The organism is Dactylosporangium sp. CA-092794 (assembly GCF_050948465.1).
GTDB lineage: Bacteria > Actinomycetota > Actinomycetes > Mycobacteriales > Micromonosporaceae > Dactylosporangium.
The window spans coordinates 10,358,357-10,372,116 of record NZ_CP192044.1 but is presented as its reverse complement, the minus strand read 5'-3'; the positions used below and the strand labels follow the sequence as shown (position 1 = coordinate 10,372,116).

The 13,760-nt window shown below is 72.6% G+C and carries 16 protein-coding genes; 7 read left to right on the top strand and 9 right to left on the bottom strand.

Translation table 11 applies throughout. The features are described from left to right. Positions 1–62: 62 nt before the first annotated feature. The 4 genes from ACQPXD_RS44665 to ACQPXD_RS44650 form a co-directional block, all read right to left on the bottom strand. Positions 63–923 (bottom strand): L,D-transpeptidase, encoded by an 861-nt coding sequence (locus ACQPXD_RS44665; protein ID WP_432829234.1) that lies wholly within the window; start codon positions 921–923, stop codon positions 63–65. Between the two features lie 187 nt (positions 924–1,110). Continuing rightward, positions 1,111–1,635, bottom strand: a complete 525-nt coding sequence (locus ACQPXD_RS44660) for a GntR family transcriptional regulator (RefSeq protein ID WP_432829232.1) — start codon at positions 1,633–1,635, stop codon at positions 1,111–1,113. An 83-nt stretch (positions 1,636–1,718) separates the two neighbouring features. Then, positions 1,719–2,159, bottom strand: a complete 441-nt coding sequence (locus ACQPXD_RS44655; protein ID WP_432829230.1) for a DUF5709 domain-containing protein — start codon at positions 2,157–2,159, stop codon at positions 1,719–1,721. Positions 2,160–2,422: 263 nt separating this feature from the next. Beyond that, positions 2,423–3,775 carry a GH1 family beta-glucosidase gene (locus tag ACQPXD_RS44650; RefSeq protein ID WP_432829228.1) on the bottom strand — a complete coding sequence of 451 codons (1,353 nt, stop codon included), beginning with the start codon at positions 3,773–3,775 and terminating at the stop codon, positions 2,423–2,425. 204 nt (positions 3,776–3,979) lie between these two features. On the opposite strand from ACQPXD_RS44650, the gene ACQPXD_RS44645 reads away from it, so the two are divergent. From ACQPXD_RS44645 to ACQPXD_RS44630, 4 genes are all read left to right on the top strand, one after another. Next, positions 3,980–5,890: an Hsp70 family protein gene (locus ACQPXD_RS44645; protein WP_432829226.1), complete on the top strand. Its 1,911-nt coding sequence runs from the start codon at positions 3,980–3,982 to the stop codon at positions 5,888–5,890. A gap of 94 nt (positions 5,891–5,984) precedes the next feature. After that, positions 5,985–6,599 carry an ArsR/SmtB family transcription factor gene (locus ACQPXD_RS44640; RefSeq protein WP_432829224.1) on the top strand — a complete coding sequence of 205 codons (615 nt, stop codon included), beginning with the start codon at positions 5,985–5,987 and terminating at the stop codon, positions 6,597–6,599. Between the two features lies 1 nt (position 6,600). Further along, the gene (locus ACQPXD_RS44635; RefSeq protein WP_432829222.1) at positions 6,601–7,344 is read left to right on the top strand and encodes an SRPBCC family protein; all 744 of its coding nucleotides are present in this window, start codon (positions 6,601–6,603) and stop codon (positions 7,342–7,344) included. Between the two features lie 234 nt (positions 7,345–7,578). Beyond that, positions 7,579–8,229: a pentapeptide repeat-containing protein gene (locus ACQPXD_RS44630; RefSeq protein ID WP_432829220.1), complete on the top strand. Its 651-nt coding sequence runs from the start codon at positions 7,579–7,581 to the stop codon at positions 8,227–8,229. A gap of 36 nt (positions 8,230–8,265) precedes the next feature. Here the strand turns inward: ACQPXD_RS44630 and ACQPXD_RS44625 are convergent, their stop codons facing one another. Then, positions 8,266–9,381 (bottom strand): geranylgeranyl reductase family protein, encoded by a 1,116-nt coding sequence (locus tag ACQPXD_RS44625; RefSeq protein ID WP_432829218.1) that lies wholly within the window; start codon positions 9,379–9,381, stop codon positions 8,266–8,268. A gap of 86 nt (positions 9,382–9,467) precedes the next feature. Between ACQPXD_RS44625 and ACQPXD_RS44620 the strand changes: the two genes are divergently transcribed. Next, entirely contained in the window at positions 9,468–9,956 is a 489-nt protein-coding gene (locus ACQPXD_RS44620) for a beta-class carbonic anhydrase (RefSeq protein ID WP_432829216.1), read from the top strand. A 121-nt stretch (positions 9,957–10,077) separates the two neighbouring features. Further along, positions 10,078–10,665 (top strand): hypothetical protein, encoded by a 588-nt coding sequence (locus ACQPXD_RS44615; protein ID WP_432829214.1) that lies wholly within the window; start codon positions 10,078–10,080, stop codon positions 10,663–10,665. Here ACQPXD_RS44615 and ACQPXD_RS44610 read toward each other — a convergent pair. Continuing rightward, positions 10,641–11,126 carry a MarR family winged helix-turn-helix transcriptional regulator gene (locus ACQPXD_RS44610; protein WP_432829212.1) on the bottom strand — a complete coding sequence of 162 codons (486 nt, stop codon included), beginning with the start codon at positions 11,124–11,126 and terminating at the stop codon, positions 10,641–10,643. The two genes, ACQPXD_RS44615 and ACQPXD_RS44610, sit on opposite strands and share 25 nt — an antisense overlap. Before the next feature lie 60 nt (positions 11,127–11,186). Here ACQPXD_RS44610 and ACQPXD_RS44605 point away from each other — a divergent pair, with 60 nt between their 5' ends. Beyond that, positions 11,187–11,555, top strand: coding sequence for a VOC family protein (locus tag ACQPXD_RS44605; RefSeq protein WP_432829210.1), 369 nt, complete (start codon positions 11,187–11,189; stop codon positions 11,553–11,555). Here the strand turns inward: ACQPXD_RS44605 and ACQPXD_RS44600 are convergent. From ACQPXD_RS44600 to ACQPXD_RS44590, 3 genes are all read right to left on the bottom strand, one after another. Beyond that, positions 11,552–11,980 (bottom strand): hypothetical protein, encoded by a 429-nt coding sequence (locus tag ACQPXD_RS44600; RefSeq protein WP_432829208.1) that lies wholly within the window; start codon positions 11,978–11,980, stop codon positions 11,552–11,554. The genes ACQPXD_RS44605 and ACQPXD_RS44600 overlap by 4 nt on opposite strands. A 120-nt stretch (positions 11,981–12,100) precedes the next feature. Next, positions 12,101–12,916: an isocitrate lyase/PEP mutase family protein gene (locus ACQPXD_RS44595; RefSeq protein ID WP_432829206.1), complete on the bottom strand. Its 816-nt coding sequence runs from the start codon at positions 12,914–12,916 to the stop codon at positions 12,101–12,103. Positions 12,917–13,298: 382 nt separating this feature from the next. After that, positions 13,299–13,721, bottom strand: a complete 423-nt coding sequence (locus ACQPXD_RS44590) for a hypothetical protein (RefSeq protein ID WP_432829204.1) — start codon at positions 13,719–13,721, stop codon at positions 13,299–13,301. Between the last annotated feature and the right edge of the window lie 39 nt (positions 13,722–13,760).

Below are 13,760 nucleotides of genomic sequence, written 5' to 3'. Positions count from 1 at the left end.
GCCGGCCTCACGACGCTGCTGGATACCGGCGCGCCGCTGACCGCGGCATATGAGGAGACGGCTCAGGGCAGCACGACCACGCTGGTGCCCGAGACGATCTGGCCGAGCAGGACCTTCTGCGCCGCGGGCGGCATCCGCACGCAGCCGTTGGACTTGCGATAGCCGAATTCGTTGCGGTACCACGCGTGAATCCCCGTGTGCGCGTCGGCGAGTCCGGCGGCGACCGCGTTCTTGTCGTCGGGCACGGCGCCGAGCGCCAGGACGTCGAGCCCGGCGTACACCTTGCTGGGCAGCGATGATCGCCCGAGCACGAACGTGCGGCCCAGCGGCGTCTCGGTGGCCGGCGCGCCCACCGTCACCGTCCAGGTCTGCTGTTCCACCCCGTCGCGGACCCAGGTCAGCGTGAACGCACCGCGGCGCACGATGAGCTGGTCGCGCAGCGGGCTGATGGTCCACCCGCCCGGCGGCAGCCAGCCGACGCTGCGATTCATGGACGGCAGCAGTACCGCGACCCAGCCGCTCTGCCGCGCGACGATCGGCATGACCAGGTCGACGCCGGAGATCTGCGGGGTGAGGTACGCCCGGGCCTGCCCGCCGGGCGCGTCGTAGACCGGGCTCTTCGCGGTCACCTGCAACGCCTCGGTGAGCGGCGCGGTCGAGGACTGGTCGGGGTCGGCGGGAAATCCGGTGGCCGCCTGCGTGTAGGTGATCGTCGGCAGCCCGGCGGCGGGTGCGGCGGCCGGCGGCGGGCTGCCCTGCGACGACGGCGATCCGCTCGGCGCCGCGGAGGCGCCGGCGGAAGCTCCGGCCGCGACCGCCGGGGGAGCGGGCTTCGGCGGCGCGTGCCGGCTTCCGCACGCCGTGAGCGGGGTAGCAAGGGTCGCCGCGAGCGCGACGAGGGCAGCGGCGCGGCGGACCTGCATGAGCAACACCGTAGCCGGTGCGGCCCGCGGGCGCTGTCATCATGACGGATCGCGGCCGCCGACCGCGTGGGCGGCTTCCGTGAGCCGATCGAGGGCCTCGGGCAGGCGATGCCGCCGTAGCCGATGACCAGGCCCGGGTCGGGCACCGGCGGCGGCGCCGCGTAGAAGCTGGACAGTGGTTCGAGCGCTACGTCGTCGGCGCGCAGCCGGTGTACCAGGGCGGGCACGTCCAGCGGGGCGGCGCGCTGCAGCGCCAGGTGCAGGCCGGCGCTGGACGGCACCGGGGCGAACCACCGGGCGAGCGGGTCAGCAGGCGCCGCCACGTCGCCAGCGGGAACAGCGCCGGATCCGGGTGGCCGACCCGCAGGTCGAAGCGGGCGGGCGGGGTCGGCGGCGGCTCGTCGGGCAGCGCGGCCCAGCGCTGGGCCGGCCGCAGCGGCCCGGCCGGCGCGCGCCGCGGCGACGCGGGCTCGCCGGCATAGGCCACGAACGTTCCGGCGCCGGCCCGGCCCCGCAGGAACCCGTCGCCGACCAGCCGGTCGTAGGCGGCGGCCACCGTGTTGCGCGCCACCGACAGGTCGCGGGCCAGCTCGCGGCTCGGCGGCACCCGCTCACCGGGGCGCAGCCGCCCGTCGAGGATCGCGTCGCGCAGCTGCCGGTAGATCCGGTCGGTACGGTCGCCCGGCCCCCCGATGCTGATGTGCAGGTCCACCGTCGGGATCCTGCCGCCTTCGCCGCCCCGGGTGGGCGCGGGGCCGGGCCTGCGGTTCGAGTCGCCGCAGGCCCGGGCCCGGGTCAGAGGGCGCGGTCGTCGACGATGTGCATGGCGGCCTCCTCGGCGGAGGCCGCGCCGCCGTCGATGCCGACGTCGGCGCCGATCTCGTCCTTCTCGTCGTCCTCGCCGAGGCCCTCGTCGGGCGCGACGATCCGGCCGGCCCGGCGGTCGCCGACCTCGTCGGAGTCGAAGAACTCGCCGGACTCCGTGGTCGAGCCGTAGTCGTCCAGGTCGGGCCGGGCCGACGGGTCCGGCTCCTCCTGGCGCAGCCGCTCGTCGAGCGACTCACCCTGCTCGGCCTCCGCCTGGGTGATGCCGAAGGCGTTGAGGCCGCGCGGCCTCTCTGGCGGCGAGTAGCCCTCGTCGAGGGAGTCCTCGAGGCCGCGGTCGGACAGGGTGTCCTCCGCGGACAGCTGACCCTCGTCGTCCGGATCCGGGTCCCAACTGCCGGTCTGCGTCATCCGTATGCCCCTTACTGTTTCTAGGCTGTTTCTAGTCTTTAGCTCTTCGCTTCGCTCGAGCGTTGGTGGGGGGTTCCCACCCCACACCCCCCATGCCCGCTTCGCGGGCACTTTTACCGGCGCTTCGCGCCCCCTGCGTCCCCTCGGCGTTCTTGGTCGGGCTTCGCGGGCGCTTTTTCCGGCGCTTCGCGCCCCCTGCGTCCCCTCGGCGTTTCTTGGCGGGGCGTGGGCTGTGCGCTCAAGCTGTGCGTTGTGAGCCTAGATCACGGGGTTTTTTGGCGTTTGTGTGTGGTGATTAGGTCGGCGTAGCGGTGGCCGCTGGCCTTGATGGTGCGGTGTTGGGTTTTGTAGTCGACGCGGATTAGGCCGAAGCGCTTGTCGTAGCCGTAGGCCCACTCGAAGTTGTCCAGCAGGGACCAGGCGAAGTAGCCGTCGACGGGGGCGCCGCGGAGCACGGCGTTGCGGACCGCCTCGAGGTGTTGCTCCAGGTAGTCGGTGCGCTCCTTGTCCTGGATCTCGCCGGTGGGCTCGACGGTGTCGTGCCAGGCCGAGCCGTTCTCGGTGACCAGGATGCTGCGCGGGGAGTACGTCTGGGCGACCGAGACCAGGATGTCCTCCAGGCCGCGGGCGTACACCTCCCACGGCATCGCCGTCTCGAGCGAGCCGGGCACCGGGATCTGCCGGGCGAACGGTGCCTGACCGGCCGGGTCGTCGACGACGAGCTGCCGGAAGTAGTAGTTGATGCCCAGGAACTCCGTCGGCGCGCCGATGACCGCCAGGTCGCCGTCGCGCACCGGTGGCTCCACGCCGTAGCACTCGATCATGTCGGCCGGGTAGCCGCGGCCGAAGACCGGGTCCAGCCACCAGCGGTTGGTATGCCCGTCGGCGCGCACCGCGGCGGCCGCGTCCTCGGGGCGGTCGGTGCCCGGCTCGATGGGGCTGAGGTTGAGCACGATCCCGACGTTGGGCGCGAGCGGGGCCACCGCGCGGATGGCCTGGTTGACCAGGCCGTGCCCGAGCAGCACGTGATGCGATGTGTGTACCGCCCGGGTCAGGTCCCGCTCGCCGGGCGCCATGCGGCCTTCGAGGTAGCCGATCCACGACACGCACAGCGGCTCGTTGACCGTGTTCCAGTCCGCGACCCGGTCGCCGAGCCGCCCGGCCACCACCGCCGCGTAGTCGGCGAACGCCTCGGCGGTGGCCCGGTTCGGCCAGCCGCCGGCGTCCTGCAGCGCCTGCGGCAGGTCCCAGTGGTACAGCGTCACGAACGGCCGGATCCCCTCGGCCAGCAGCCCGTCGACCAGCCGGTCGTAGAAGTCCAGGCCGGCCTGGTTGACCGCGCCGACGCCGTCGGGCAGCACCCGCGGCCAGGCCACCGAGAACCGGTACGCGTCCAGGTTGAGCCGGCGCATCAGCCCGATGTCCTCGGGCCAGCGGTGGTAGTGGTCACACGCCACGTCGCCGGTGTCGCCGTTGTCGACGGCTCCCGGGGAGTGGGAGAACGTGTCCCAGATCGACGGTTTCCGGCCGTCTTCGGCGACGGCGCCCTCGATCTGGTAGGCCGCCGTGGCGGCGCCCCAGATGAAACCGGGCGGTAGTGCGGACAGCTCCAGCACGGGGCGGTTCTCCTGTCGAGACGAGGTGGCGGTCGTCCCGGTCCAGCGAGGCCTGCGGGCCTCACCGAGACCGAATAGCCCATCGAGAACGGTGATTCTATCGAGACTTAATTAATGTCGTCATTAAAGTGCCGCGCCCCTTTTGCGTCAAGGGTCCGCAGTGACGGGGTGCCGAGGCATCGACGGTCGTGCTACAAAGCCGCCATGGGTGTTCGGCTCGGGATCGACTTCGGCACCTCCAGTACCGTCGCCGTCCTTGCATCGGCGGGCGGCCCGGCGCGATCGCTGCTGTTCGGCGAGACGCCCGTGCTGCCCTCGGCCGTGTGCGTCAACCCCGACGGCGAGCTGCTCGTCGGCCGCGACGCCCTGCACGCGGCCCGGGTCTGGCCGGAGGCGTTCGAGCCCAACCCGAAGCGGCGCATCGACGACGGCACGGTGCTGCTGGGCACCGCGGAGCTGCCGGTGCCCGAGCTCATCGGCGCCGTGCTGCGCCGGGTGCTCGACGAGGCGGCGCGCACCGCCGGCGAGCCGATCGGCGAGACGACGCTGACCCACCCGGCCGGCTGGGGTCCGCGGCGCACGGCGGTGCTGCGCCGGGCCGCCGAGCTCGCGCGGCTGCCCGCGGTCAGCCTGGTGGCGGAGCCGGTCGCGGCCGGCACGTATTTCGTCGACACCCTCGGCAACGAGGTGCCGGTGGGCAAGTGCCTGGCGGTCTACGACTTCGGCGCCGGCACGTTCGATGCTTCGGTACTGCGGGCCGGCCCGACCGGCTTCGAGGTCCTCGCCGCCGAGGGCCTGCTCGACGCGGGCGGGCTGGACGTCGACGCGGCCGTGTTCGCCTACCTCGGCGCCGTGCACGGCGGCGCCCGGCGCGAGGCCTGGGGCCGCCTGACCGCGCCGGTCAACGGCGGAGACCGGCGGGCCGCGCGCACGCTGTGGGACGACATCCGCGCCGGCAAGGAGATGCTGTCGCGCGCCTCGACCACCACTGTGTACCTCCCGCTGCTGGAAACCGAGGCGCTGCTGGGCCGCGAGCAGCTGGAGTCCCTGGCCCGGCCGCTGCTGGACCGCACGGTCGCGGCGACCCGCGCCGCGATCCGGGCCGCGGGCATCGCGCCCGACGACCTGACCGGCGTGTTCCTGGTCGGCGGCTCCAGCCGGATGCCGCTGTGCGCGACGGTGCTGCACCGGGCGCTGGGCGTCGCGCCGGTGGTCATCGAGCAGCCGGAGCTGGTGGTCGCCAGCGGCTGCCTGCAGGCCCTGCCCACGCCGACGGTCGCGCCGGTCCCGGCGACCGTTACCGCCCTCGTTGAGGTCGCGGCCGAGGCTCCGGCGGCGGCCCCGGTTGAGGTCCCGGCGCCGGTCGCCGCCCCGGCTCACGTTGCGGTGCCCACCCACGCCCCGGTCGCGCGGCCGGCGCTGGCGCCGCGGCCGGAGCGGTCGCCGGTCGAGCTGGGGCAGGAACCGTGGCACCTCGTGATGGCGGTACTGCTGCTGATCGGCTCGGTCGGGCTCACGTGGGGACTGGCGGCTTACATCGCCGATGACGTGTCCGCCAACCGCGGCGCGGCGGCCTGGATGTTCGTCGCGCTCCCGCTGGTGGCCGCCGCGGTGTCGTGGATCGGTCGGCTCTGCACCCGGTGGCGGGTCCGGATCGACGACGAAACCATGACCGTCACCGTCAACGACCCGGGCGGCCCGGACATCGTGCGCGGCCTCGGGCCCGTCGTCGCCGGGACGACCGCCTTCGTGCTGGGCGGCGTGCTGGACGGCAAGGCCGACCTGATGCTCTTCGGCATCGTCCTCGTGGTGCTGGGCGTGATCCTCATGGCCCGCCGGCGGGCCCGGCACTTCGCCTGGCTCACCCTCGCCTCCGAGGGCGAGCGGCGGGCGGTCGTGGGGCGGTACCGCTGGGCGGACGTGCGGGACGCCGGATTCGAGCAGGCCGGGCTCTTCCGCGTGCTCTTCGTGCGCACGGCGGAGGGCACCGGCCCGCAGCCGAACGCGCTGTGCCGCTTCGACGAGAAGCGCCAGGCCTACGCCGCGGCCGAGGTCGGCGCGGGCGGCCTGCCCCAGCGTGAGCTGGTCGCCGCGATCACCGCGCGCCGCGCCTGATCTCCCTGCCTGCTTGTCGCGGCCGACCCGCGCTCGCAGACAGACAATTTTTCTTGTCTTGACAGTTAAAGTTGTCGGCGGCTAGCGTCGGGGCATGTTCGAAGTGGGAGTCATCGAGGAGGCCGGGGCGGCGGAGGTCGCGCTCGATCCGGTGCGGGCGCGGCTGCTGGCCCTGCTCGCCGAGCCGCACTCGGCGACCGGCCTGGCGGCCATCGTCGGGCTGCCGCGGCAGAAGGTGAACTACCACCTCAAGACGCTCGAGGCGCACGGCCTCGTCGAGCTGGTCGAGGAGCGGCGCAAGGGCAACGTCACCGAGCGGGTGCTGCGGGCCGCCGCGGCGTCGTTCGTGATCTCACCCGTCGCGCTCGCCGCCGTGCAGCCCGATCCCGCGCGCTCGCCCGACCGGCTCTCCGCGCGCTGGCTGCTCGCCCTCGCCGCGCGGCTGGTGAAGGAGACCGGCCAGCTGATCACCGGCGCGGCCCGGGCGGGCAAGCCGGTGGCCACGTTCGCGCTCGACGGCACGGTGCGCTTCGCCTCCGCCGCCGACCGGGCCGCGTTCGCCCAGGAGCTGACCGCGGCCGTGACCGCGCTGGTCGGCCGTTACCACGACGAGAGCGCCCCCGGCGGCCGCGACCACCGGGTGATCGTCGCGATCCATCCGAGCAGCCGAAGCACCGAATCCAGTGGTACCGAAGCGAAAGGATCTTGAAATGTCCGAGGCGCACGAGTTTGAGCTGATCCATGACATCGACCTGGCCGCGACGCCGGAGCAGGTGTGGGACGCCATCGCCACCGGCCCGGGGATCGACTCGTGGTTCATGGGCCGCAACGAGGTCGAGGCCCGGGAGGGCGGCGCGCTGAGCATGGCGATGCCCGGGTTCACCGGCACGGCGACGGTCACCGCCTACGAGCCCGGCCGCCGCTTCGCCTACCGCAGCGACCCGGCCGAGGACGGTTCGTTCATGGCTTTCGAGTACCTCATCGAGGGCCGCGACGGCGCCTCCACCGCGCTGCGACTGGTGCACAGCGGCATCCTGACCGGCGACTGGGAGGGCGAGTACGACGCGCTGCGCAAGGGCAACCCGCTGTACCTGCGGACGCTCGCGCAGTACCTGGAGCACTTCGCCGGCCGCACCGGCGTGCCGGTCGCCGCGTTCGGCCCGCAGCAGAGCGACCAGGACGCCGTGTGGCTCGCCGTCACCGGCGCGCTGGGCCTGTCCAAGGACGTCGCCGAGGGCGACCCGGTCCGCCTGACCTTCGCCGACCGCGAGATCCACGGCGTGGTGGACACGGCGCTGGAGCCGAGCTTCCTGGGCGTGCGCACCGACGATGCGCTGCTGCGCTTCGTGGGCCGCGGCGGCGTGATCCTGACCGGCCACCACATCTTCGCCGACGTGGACCAGGCCGAGGCCGAGCGGGCCTGGACCGCCTGGCTCGCCGCCGTCTTCGCCTAGTCCCGCCGGGAGACGGCTGATGTCGGATAAGTCCGGCGCTGGCGCGCCTGACTTATCCGACATTTCGTATTTGTGCGGACTGCCAGCGCGGCGGTGGTGCTGTGGGGCGGCGGCAGAGGCGATGGCGGTGGAGGCGATCGTGGCAGGGCGCGGGGATGGCGGTGGCGGGGATGGCGGTGGCGGCGTGGTGGAGTGGCGCTCGGACCGGCGCGCGGAGTTGCTTAGGGTGGGGGCATGACCGTGGCGCAGTCGTTGGATCAGCTTTCGTACGGGCCGTATCTGCAGCGGCACGACGGTGAGCCGCTGCGGCCCGACGGTAACTACACCGAGGTGCACGTCGACGGCGGCGAGTACGAGGGTGGGGAGGCGACCAGCGCCAAGTTCATCGAGTCGGCGTTCACCGGTGTGACGCTGGTCGACGTGGGGCTCGAGCGGGCGCGGTTCAGTGAGGTGTGGTTGAGCCGCAACCGGTGGGTCGGGGTGCGGATCGTCGGGGGCGAGTGGCTCGATGTGTCCATGTTGGACAGTTCGCTGGCCGGCGTGCAGGCCTACGGGTCGCGGCTGCGGCGGGTCAACTTTCAGCGGTGCAAGATTGACACGCTGAACCTGCGCGGGGCGACCGTGGCCGACGTGGCGTTCGAGGACTGTGAGCTCAACGAGCTCGACTGTGCCGGAGCCACGCTGACCAACGTCTCGTTTCCGGGCACGGCCATCCGAAACGCGCGACTGTCGGGGGCCACCTGCAAGAAGGTCGACCTGCGCGGGGCGCGGGAGCTCGACGTCGCCGACGGGGCCGGCTCGCTGCGCGGGGCGGTGGTCGACGGGCGGCAGCTGATCGAGCTCGCGCCGGCGCTGGCCGCGGCGCTCGGCATCATCGTCAAGTAGAAGTCGAGTAAAAGGCGAGTAGCAGGCGAGCCGGACTCAGCTGAACAGGCGCAGCGCCTGGCGTACCGGAAAACGCTCAACAGTGTGCTCGAAAGCCGCCTCGCCGCGGCAGAACCGCTCGAACATTTGCCAGCCCGGCGGGGTACGCAGCAAATTGTGAAACAGGCTCGGATGGCGGTTGAAGGCGCCCAGCAGGCGGCGGCCCGCGCGCATGGCGGGGGTCAGGGTGGCGGCCACCTCGCGCTCGTAGCGGGGCAGGTCGCCGTCCGCGGCGGCGGCACCGGCGAGGGCGCCCGAGCGGACCGCGAAGCTGATGCCCTCCCGGGTCCACGGCTCGAGCAGGCCGGCGGCGTCCCCGGCCACAATGACCGTGCCGCGGCGCAGCGGTGAGGACTCGGTGCGGCAGCGGGTGAGGTGGCCGGAGTCCTGCACCGGCGTGATCCCGGAGAGGCCGAGCCGGTCGACGAACGCGCGCAGGTAGGCCTTGGTCGCCTCGCCCTGGCCCCGGGCCGCGATCACCCCGACCGTGAGCACGTCGCCCTTCGGGAAGACCCAGGCGTACGACCCGGGCAGCGGCCCCCAATCGATGAGCAGCCGCCCCCGCCAGTGCTCGCGCCGCGCCCCCTCGACCGGCAGCTCGACCTCCAGGCCCAGGTCCACCTGGTCATACTCGACGCCGACGTACCGCGCGGTGATCCCCGACGAGCCGTCGGCGCCGATCGCCACCCCGGCGGTGACCTCCTCGCCGTCGGCCAGCCGGACCCGCACGCCGTCGCCGGTCTGCCGCAGCGCGCGGGCGGCGGTGGCCTGACGTACCGTCGCACCGGCTTTCTCCGCGGCCTGCCGCAGCGCGTCGTCGAACTCGGGCCGGCGCACCATCGACAGCAGCGGGCCGCGCCGGGCGGTGCGGGTGAACGCGTGCCGCCCGTCCAGGGTGAACTCGGCACGCTCGATGCGGTCGTCCGCGGGGATCGTGATCCGGTCGGCGACCGCCCGCACCGTGAAACCGATCAAACCGCCGCCGCACGTTTTGTACCGCGGGTGCACCGCCTTCTCCAGGACGAGGGTCCGCGCCCCGTTGCGGGCGGACTCGTAGGCGGCCGACAGCCCGGCCGGCCCGCCACCGATGATCACCACGTCCCATGCAGCCACGGGAGAGACCTTAGTGGGCAGGTGAGATTGGACTCGTGTGACCAACGCATCAGCCGTTCGGATGACGGATCTGCTTCACTTCGGTTATGTCCGCGATCGACCACCTCATCCACGCGAACGGGCGGTACGCCGAGTCGTTCCCCGGACCGCGCCCGCTGCGGCCGAAGCTGCGCCTCGCCGTGGTCGCCTGCATGGACTCGCGGCTGGACCTCTTCGGCGCGCTCGGGCTGGAGATCGGCGACGCCCACCTGATCCGTAACGCCGGCGGCCTGCCCACCGAGGAGGTGCTGCGCTCGCTCGCGATCAGCCAGCGCAAGCTGGGGACCCGCGAGGTGGTGCTCATCCACCACACCGAGTGCGGCATGGAGGGCTTCGACGACCCGGAGTTCCGCGCCGAGCTGACCGCCGAGTCGGGCGTCGCGCCCGGCTGGGACGTGCCCGGCTTCACCGACCTGCACGACACCATGCGCCGCTCGATCCGCACCGTGCGCGAGTGCGCGTGGCTGCCGCACCGGGAGGACGTGCGGGGGTTCATCTTCGACGTGGCCACCGCGAAGATCGACGAGGTTGTCTGACCGTCGGTACATCCGTGGCATGCGGTGCGTGGCGAGCGCGCCGCAATTTGCATATGACGGGGGTTGCGCCGAGGGCGGCGGGTGGTCCTGCGCGGGTGGTTCATACGGCACGATCGGACCCATGCGATACGGGGGGCGTCTCAACCGCATCGAGTTCACGGCACTCATCGACCAGCAGGCCAACCGGACGCGCGCGAGCGCCGCGGCGCTGCCGCTCTACGGCCCGGCCGGCTGGACCGGTCCGTGCCGCATCGGGGCGTGGGGCTGGGAAGACGAGCGGCTGATGCATGCCGGGCTGCTCTACGGCGACACCGCCTCCGGTGCCTGGATCGAGGTGATCACGACGGCCGGACCGCCGATGCCGCTGCTGATCGACCTGCGGATGGCCGTGGCGATGGAGAAGGCCCCCGGCGACCGGCGGGCCGCCGAGCGCACCCTGCGCGCCGCGTCGACCCCGGCCGCGCAGCGGGTCGGCATCGCGGTCGACGGCGTGCCGCACCCATTCTCCCGCTGGCCGGACGAGCCGCTCGGCGACACCCTGGGCCGGGGCTGGTTAGCCATTTTGGATGAGGTACCGGGCCTGCTGCTGCGGGTGTGCGGGCTGACCCCGGCGGAGATCAGCCTGGCCCGGGTCGGCGACATCGAGCCGCACCTGACCGGCACGCGCGCCCACCTGCTCGCCGATTACGACGCTTTCGGTACCGACTGATCCTCCTCGTCTTCGTCCGGCTCGCCGAGCGCGTCCACGCACGCGGTGAGGTCCGCGCACAGGCGGCGCTCGGCGGCCGGGGTCAGCGCCGACAGCATCCGCCGCTCCACCGCGCCGACCACCTCGTTGGCCGCGGCCAGCTGCTCGCGACCGGCCGGGGTGAGCTCGGTCGGCAGCGCCTTGCCGTGCGCCGGTGCCGCCGGCCGGGTGAGCAGCCCGCGGCGCTCCAGCCCTTTGAGTACCAGATTCATCGACTGGCGGCTGACGAACACGGCCCGGGCCAGCTCGGAGCCGGTCAGGCCCGGCCGCTGCCGCAGCACCTCGAGGCAGGCGTACTGCGACACGGTCAGGTCGAGCGGGCGCAGTGCACTGTCCATCGCCGAGCGCAGCGCGGTGGCCGCCTTTTTCAGCATGTACCCCACCGACTCCTCGACCGGCTCGGGACTCCACCCTTGACTCATGTCAACATGATGACACACACTGGTCGTGTCAACGTACTGACATACCCGAGGGGAAGCGCCATGACTGTCACCGGACCGGACTTCATCGGCCTGCAGGTCCGCGACCTGGAGCAGGCCGCGAACTTCTACGAATCGCGGCTCGGCCTCAAGCGGGCGCCGGTGGCCCCGCCCCACGCGGTCGTTTTCGCCACCGAGCCCATCGCGTTCGCCGTCCGGGAACCGCAGCCCGGCGTCGACCTCGACGCCGTCACGCCGCACCCGGGAGCCGGCATCGTCCTATGGCTGCAGGCCGACGACGCTCAGGCCCTGCACGACCGGCTCGCCGCCGACGGCGTCCCGATCACCGTGCCGCCCTTCGACGGCCCGTTCGGCCGGACCTTCACCTTCACCGACCCCGACGGCTACGCCGTCACCATCCATGACCGTTAGCGGCTCGCCAGGGCCTGCGCGAAGTTGACCCGCTGCAGCGCCTCGGCGGCGTGCACCGGGGAGTAGACGATCTCCTGGGCCAGGTAGTGATACGGCCCGGACTGGATTGACACGATGAGCGGCCCCGACATCGTGCGCGTCTTGGCGGTCAGGAACAGCAGGCCGAGCAGCAGGAACAGGCTCAGCCCGCAGGTGAACGGGGTGAGCAGCACGGCGAAGATCGCGCAGGTGACGGCCAGCCCGACGCCCCAGCCGGCGGTCGTGGTGATGGGGATCGGCTGGGAGACCACCATCCAGCGGCTACCTTGGATCGGCCACACGCCCATCGGGGTGTAGATCGCGACGCCGTCGACACGAACGTCCCCGATCTGCACGTCGGGACCGTTGTACGCCGGGGCGCCGCTGTACGGGATCGGCAACGTCACCGATGCATTCTGGCCGGTTCCCGCCCCGCCGCGACACCCACCGGACGGCCGTAACCCCGCTCGGCGCCTTGGATGTCGGATATGTCGGGCCTCCTCCGTCGGCCCGACATATCCGACATTTCATGACATGAGGCGGTTCAGCTCGGCAAAGTCGTACGCGTCGGACAGCGCGCCGTAGGTGCCGCTCGTGTAGGCCTCCGTCGCCGCGCGGCGGGCCAGGGCGTAGGCCGCCTCGGCCACCCACGAGCCCAGGCTCACCCGGGCCACGCCCAGCGCGGCGAGCTCGGCCACCGTCGGCGTGCCCGGCTGGGCGAGCACGTTGAGCGGCGCCGGGATCGCCTTGGCCAGCGCGGCGATCGTGTCCGCGGCGGCGACGCCGGGGACGAAGATGCCGGAGGCGCCGGCCGCCAGGTACGCCTCCGCACGGACCACGGTCTCCTCCGGCGCCCCGCGGAAGTATGTGTCGACGCGCGCGTTGATGTACAGCTCCACGCCGGCGTCGTCGGCCGCCCCGCGGGCCGCGGCGATGCGGGCCTGCTGCTCGGCGACGTCGCGCAGGCCCACGGCCGTACCCCGCGCCTCGCGGACGCTGTCCTCCAGGTTGATGCCGACGGCGCCGGTCGCGAGCACGCCGCGGATCGTCTCCGCGACCGCGGCCGGCGTCTCGCCGAAGCCGGACTCGATGTCGGCGGTGACCGGTAGCTCGGCCGGCACGGCGCGCACGATGCGGGCCAGGTGCTCGAGCGCGGCGTCGCGGGGGAGCGAGTCGCCGTCGGGGGAGCCGAGCGTCCAGGCGACCCCGGCCGAGGTGGTCGCGACGGCGGGCGCTCCGGCCGCGGCGATGACCCGGGCCGAGGCGGCGTCCCAGGCGTTGACGAGCACGAGCGGTGCGGCGGTGGAGTGCAGGGCCCGGAAGCGGGCGGCGCGGGTCGTCATGCGGCCATTCTGTCGCCGCCGCCCCCGAACGGCGGGCGCCGCCCGCTGCGGAACCCACCCCACGCTTCGCGCGAGCCCGCAGCGACCGGAAGTCTCCGCGATCATGCCGCACCCGCCGCCGACACCAACGGTTTTTCATGATCACGGAGTGCTGATGTACACCCGTGTGCCAGAAGTCTCCGGGATCATGGAAAACCCGGTGTTCGGCCACGGCGGACTCATGATCACGGAGACATACGCCCCGGCCCGCGCAGGCGGGCATATACGAAATGTCGGATAAATCCGGCCACGGAGTGGCTGGATTTATCCGACATATACCGAATAGAGGGCCGGTCGGCGAAAGACGTCGACCGGCCCCGGGTGCTGGGGAACTGGTGGAGGGTCAGCTGCTGGCCGGGCCGAGCTCGGCCGTGCCGCCGTCCGTCTCGAGGACCGTGCCGCGGGCGAAAGCGGCGTCGAACTTCTGCTCCAGCGCGTCCAGCCGGTCGAACTCCGCCTCGTGCGAGCTCTCCGAGCCCTCGGCGGCGAACACGTGGTCGTCGGCCTCGGCGTTGTGGCTGTAGTTGGTGTAGTCGTCCGACTCGTAGTGCACCGCGGCCGGCTGGTCGTACTCGACGTGGTGGCCCTGCGAGAAGTCGGTCGACTCCGCCGCGTGGTGGTCCTGCTCGTACACGCCGTACTGCGACTGCGCGTCCGCCTCGGCGCCGTGCTCCTGGTGCAGCGCGTCGAGCTGGTCGCTCTCCTGGCCGGCCTCGTACTGGCCGTACTCGGTGCCGCCGTCGCCGGCCTCGTACCCGTCGCTCATGGTGGTCCTTTCCAAATGGTGCCGAGGTGATGGTCTATG